The 4,657-nt window shown below is 69.7% G+C and carries 5 protein-coding genes; 3 read left to right on the top strand and 2 right to left on the bottom strand.

Annotated elements, in window-relative coordinates:
• Nucleotides 1-183: 183 nt before the first annotated feature.
• Together QH270_RS20370 and mce are read right to left on the bottom strand one after the other, a co-directional pair.
• The gene (locus tag QH270_RS20370) at nucleotides 184-1,191 is read right to left on the bottom strand and encodes a hypothetical protein (RefSeq protein WP_110041563.1); all 1,008 of its coding nucleotides are present in this window, start codon (nucleotides 1,189-1,191) and stop codon (nucleotides 184-186) included.
• A gap of 86 nt (nucleotides 1,192-1,277) precedes the next feature.
• Complete coding sequence (mce, locus tag QH270_RS20365) at nucleotides 1,278-1,739, bottom strand: methylmalonyl-CoA epimerase (protein ID WP_280344845.1); 462 nt, start codon at nucleotides 1,737-1,739, stop codon at nucleotides 1,278-1,280.
• 131 nt (nucleotides 1,740-1,870) lie between these two features.
• Here mce and QH270_RS20360 point away from each other — a divergent pair, with 131 nt between their 5' ends.
• The 3 genes from QH270_RS20360 to QH270_RS20350 all read left to right on the top strand — a co-directional run bounded on the left by QH270_RS20360 (nucleotide 1,871) and on the right by QH270_RS20350 (nucleotide 4,448).
• Entirely contained in the window at nucleotides 1,871-3,055 is a 1,185-nt protein-coding gene (locus QH270_RS20360; RefSeq protein WP_280344844.1) for an acetyl-CoA C-acetyltransferase, read from the top strand.
• A 93-nt stretch (nucleotides 3,056-3,148) separates the two neighbouring features.
• Nucleotides 3,149-3,526, top strand: a complete 378-nt coding sequence (locus tag QH270_RS20355; RefSeq protein ID WP_280344841.1) for a DUF3817 domain-containing protein — start codon at nucleotides 3,149-3,151, stop codon at nucleotides 3,524-3,526.
• 61 nt (nucleotides 3,527-3,587) lie between these two features.
• Nucleotides 3,588-4,448: a tetratricopeptide repeat protein gene (locus QH270_RS20350; RefSeq protein WP_280344849.1), complete on the top strand. Its 861-nt coding sequence runs from the start codon at nucleotides 3,588-3,590 to the stop codon at nucleotides 4,446-4,448.
• The last annotated feature ends 209 nt before the right edge of the window (nucleotides 4,449-4,657 follow it).

Raw genomic sequence — 4,657 nt, 5'->3', positions numbered from 1 at the left:
GGGGGTGCCGTTCGGCTGGCTTGGGCCCCGGGGCTGGTGTACGGCCGGGCCCCCGGGCGCCACCCCCCGGCGGGGGCCCTCCCCCGCCGTATCCCCACAAAAACCCCCCGCCCCCCTCTATTGTGGGGGGCGCCCTTCGGTTCTTCGATGATCGGTGGAGCCGATGTCGTCGCAGGTCCGACGTCAGTTGCTGATGTCGGCGTTCTCGCGGTCCTCGTCGACGATGTCCTCGTCGGCGTCGGCGACCTCGGGGATGGCCTTGGTCTGGCGCGAGCCGGACACGGACTTGTTGTTGCCGTTGTTGCTGATCGACTTGCGCTCGGGGGCGCCGTCGAGCAGCTCGCTCTCCCGGTTGACCGCCGCGAGCATGGCGGGCACCGAGTCGAGCTGACCGCGGATACCGAGCAGCTGGGCCAGGACCCGGCCGCGCAGCACGCGCATCTCCTCGGCCAGTTCCTTCGCGTGCGCGATCTTGCGCTCGGAGGTCTGGGTGGCGGAGCTGATGAGGCGGTTGGACTCATCGGTCGCGTCCTTGATCCGCTGGGCGGCCTCGGCGCGACTGGTGGCCTCGAGCTCCTCCATGGCACGGGTCAGCTTGGTGCGCCGATCGTTCATGGTGGCCTCGAAGTCCTGCTGGGTGGCCTTGCGCTTGGCCTCGGCCTCCTTGGCCAGGCGTTCCACATCGGCCTGGGCGGCCTCGATGATCTTGGCGGACTCGGTGCGCGCGTTCGCGAGGGTCTGCTCGAACTCGATCTCGAGTGCCTCGCGCTTCTCCTTGGTCTCCGCGAGCAGCGACTCGTACTTGCCACGCATCTCGGTGGCCTGCTGCTCGGCGATCGACACCATCTCCGCGGCCTCGGCCTGCGCGAGCGCGCGGACCTCGGACGCTTCGTCCGAGGCCAGGCGCAGCATGCGCGAGATGCGGTCGGACATGCCTTCGGCGGTGGTCGGCGGCACGGAGAGCCGGTCGACCTCCTTGCGGAGCTCGTCGATCTCGTCGCGCGCGTCTTCCAGCTGGCTGGCGAGATTACGGGCCTGCGCCGCGGCGGCATCCCGGTCGGTGGCGGTGACGCGGAGCTCCGCGTCGAAGCGGTCGAAGTAGTTGCGCACCTCGTCTTGCGCATAACCCTTGCGCACAACGGTGAAGGGCAGTGCAACGAAGCGATTGCGATCGGACTCAGGTGACGACATGGCACACAAAATACAGCCTCGAGCGAGCGGATGGAGACTCGACCGCGATTGTGATCGCGCCGAGATTTACCGGCCGTATCCGCTTACTAGTGCGTAACATTGGGGTTCGGCTCGACGAGCTCCACCAGCACACCGCCAGCATCCTTCGGATGGATGAAATTGATGCGGGAATCGGCGGTTCCGTGGCGGGGGGCCTCGTACAGCAAACGCGTGCCGCGGTCCCGCAGGAAGGCCGAAACGGCCTCGATGTCGGTGACCCGAAATGCCAACTGCTGCAAGCCGGGTCCGCTGCGGTCGATGAACTTGGCGATGGTCGACTCGGGCGTCAGCGGGGCCAGCAACTGCAGGGCGGTCGCGCGGTCGGCCGCGGCCGGGCACGACAGCATCGCCTCGACCACGCCCTGGGCCTCGTTCACCTCGCGGTGGGTCTCGACCATGCCGAGGTTGTCGGTGTACCAGGCCACGGCGGCGTCGAGGTCGGGCACGGCGATGCCCACATGGTCGACGGCGATGACGTAGTCGGCGGGGATGATGTTCACGTTGGTCACCACTCGAAGTTAGCGCCAACCTGCGTGCGGGTCACGACCCCGTAGCGGTTACCGTGGAGTGCGACCCCCGACGCGCCCGGCGCCGCCGTGTGCGCCGTGGCGAGGTTCGACTCAATGAATGCGAGGCTTTCGTGACGACTTCTGTCATCGTGTCCGGTGCGCGTACCCCGGTCGGCAGGCTGCTCGGCGGCCTGAAGGGCTTCAAGGCCTCGGATCTGGCCGGTGTGGCCATCAAGGCGGCGCTGGAGAAGGGTGGTGTGGCGCCCGAGCAGGTCGACTACGTCATCCTCGGCCAGGTGCTGCAGGCCGGTGCCGGGCAGCTGCCCGCGCGGCAGGCCGCCATGGCCGCCGGCATCCCACTGGACGTGCCGTCGTTGCTCATCAACAAGGTGTGCCTGTCGGGCATCAACGCGATCGCGCTGGCCGATCAGCTCATCCGTGCCGGGGAGCACGAGATCGTCGTCGCCGGTGGCATGGAGTCGATGAGCCAGACCCCGCACCTGCTGCCCAAGAGCCGCGAGGGCTTCAAGTACGGCGACACCACCCTGGTCGACCACATGGCCTACGACGGCCTGCACGACGTGATCACCGACCAGGCGATGGGCCTGCTCACCGAGGACCGCAACGACCTCGACAAGGTCAGCCGCGAGGAGCAGGACGCGTTCGCCGCGGCCTCGCACCAGCGCGCCGCCGCCGCGTGGAAGAACGGGCTGTTCGCCGACGAGGTCGTGCCGGTGCCGGTGCCGCAGCGCAAGGGCGACCCGGTCTACGTCACCGAGGACGAGGGCATCCGCGCCGACACCACCGTCGAGTCGCTGAGCAAGCTGCGCCCGGCCTTCCGCAAGGACGGCACCGTCACCGCGGGCACCGCCTCGCAGATCTCCGACGGTGCGGCCGCGGTGATCGTGATGAGCAAGGCCAAGGCGGAAGAGCTCGGCCTGGAGTGGATCGCCGAGATCGGCGCCGCCGGTCAGGTCGCCGGTCCCGACTCGACCCTGCAGGACCAGCCGGCCAACGCGATCCTCGCGGCCTGTGCCAAGGAGGGCATCACGCCGGCCGAGCTGGATCTGATCGAGATCAACGAGGCCTTCGCGGCCGTCGGTGTGTCCTCGACCCGGAAGCTGGGCTACGACCCGGAGAAGGTGAACGTCAACGGCGGCGCCATCTCCATCGGCCACCCGCTGGGCATGTCCGGTGCGCGCATCCTGCTGCACCTGGCGCTGGAGCTGAAGCGGCGTGGTGGCGGTGTGGGCGCGGCCGCGCTGTGCGGTGGTGGTGGGCAGGGTGACGCCCTGATCATCCGCGTGCCTGCCTGATTTCTCGCTCGTTGACGGGCCCCGGTGCCGGGTGGCGCCGGGGCCCGTCGTGTGACCCGTCCAACTACGTAGTGTCGTAGGTCATGCTGCACAATGGCTGGTATGGGTTTCTTCGATCTGCGCACCACCGCCAGCCGGTTCCGGTTCTTCGCGGTGCTCGAGGCGCTGTCCTGGATCGGTCTGCTGACCGGTATGGCGTTCAAGTACCTGCCCGCCGAGGGCAACGAGATCGGCGTGAAGATCTTCGGTCCGGTGCACGGTGGCATCTTCGTGCTGTTCGTGATCACCGCGCTGCTGACCGCGCGGGAGCTGAACTGGAGCTGGAAGACCACCGTGCTGGCGCTCGCCTCCAGCATCCCGCCCCTGTTCACCGTGATCTTCGAGGTCTGGGCCGTGCGCACCGGGCAGCTCGGCGAGCTGAGCAAGGGCGCGACGAAGGGCTCCCCGGAAGCCGCCCCCGCGGCTTCGTGACAAACTGGAAAGCGTGACTCGACCCGCTGCCCGTCGTCCTTCGCCCGCCGTCGCCGCCGCCATGTCCGGTGCGGTGGATCTGTCCGCGCTGAAGCAGCCGCCCGCCGCCCCCGGCGGCGCGTCTGCCGCCCCGGGGAACCACACGGTCACCGAGGCGGATTTCGAGACCAAGGTCATCCGCCGCTCGATGCAGGTGCCCGTGGTGGTCGCGCTGTTCTCGCAGCGCAGCCCGGGCAGCGTCGAGTTGATGCGCACGCTGGAACGCCTCAATGCCGACGATCGCGGCAGCTGGGATCTGGCCGTGATCGAGGCCGAGGCGAACATGAACATCGTGCAGGCGCTGCGCGTGCAGGGCATTCCCACGGTGATCGCGGTGGCGGGCGGGCAGCCGCTGGCCGACTTCGAGGGCGCCCAGCCCGAGGCCCAGGTGCGGCAGTGGATCGACGCGGTGCTCGACGCGACCGCGGGCAAGCTCGAAGGCGACCCGAACGGCGCCGAGCAGCCCGAGGCGGAGGACCCGCGCTTCACCGCCGCCGAGGATGCCCTCGCCGAGGGTGACATCACCGGCGCCGAGGCGGCCTACGAGGCGATCCTGGCCGAGGAACCGGCCAACGAGGAAGCCAAGGCGGCACTGCGCCAGCTGCGCTTCCTGACCAGGGCCCAGCAGATCGACCCTGCCGTGCTCGCCACCGCCGACGCCGACCCGGGCAACCTGGACGCCGCCCTCGACGCCGCCGACGTGGAACTGCTCGAGCAGCGCCCGGAGGCGGCCTTCGACCGGATCATCGCCGTGGTCAAGCGCACCGCGGGCGACGACCGCACCAAGGCGCGCACCCGTCTGCTCGAGCTGTTCGAGCTGTTCGACCAGGCCGAACCGTTCGTGGTGGCCGCGCGCCGCAAGCTGGCCGCCGCCCTGTACTGATCCGAGAAATCTCCGCCTCGAGGCCCGCCCCGCGGGTAACCCCCGGGCGGCGCCGCCGGATTTGGAGTTGGGCCCCCCCGGCCCCCCGCGACCGGTCCCGACCACTGGGGCGCGCCGAGCAGCCTGCGCGCGGCGGTGGGCGGATCGACGGCCAATTCCTGGGCGGACACGACCGCCATTGTGCCCATCGCCGATCTCAGCCGAGCAGC

It is taken from the genome of Nocardia neocaledoniensis, from assembly GCF_029868625.1.
GTDB lineage: Bacteria > Actinomycetota > Actinomycetes > Mycobacteriales > Mycobacteriaceae > Nocardia > Nocardia neocaledoniensis_A.
The sequence above is the reverse complement of the archived record's forward strand: the minus strand, read 5'-3'. Positions and strand labels throughout refer to the sequence as shown.

What these genes read in the sequence shown, in the direction of transcription:
- QH270_RS20355 (WP_280344841.1), top strand. Translation starts at nt 3,149, where the DNA reads ATGGCTGGTATGGGTTTCTTCGATCTGCGCACCACCGCCAGCCGGTTC.
- QH270_RS20370 (WP_110041563.1), bottom strand. Translation starts at nt 1,191, where the DNA reads ATGTCGTCACCTGAGTCCGATCGCAATCGCTTCGTTGCACTGCCCTTC.
- QH270_RS20350 (WP_280344849.1), top strand. Translation starts at nt 3,588, where the DNA reads ATGTCCGGTGCGGTGGATCTGTCCGCGCTGAAGCAGCCGCCCGCCGCC.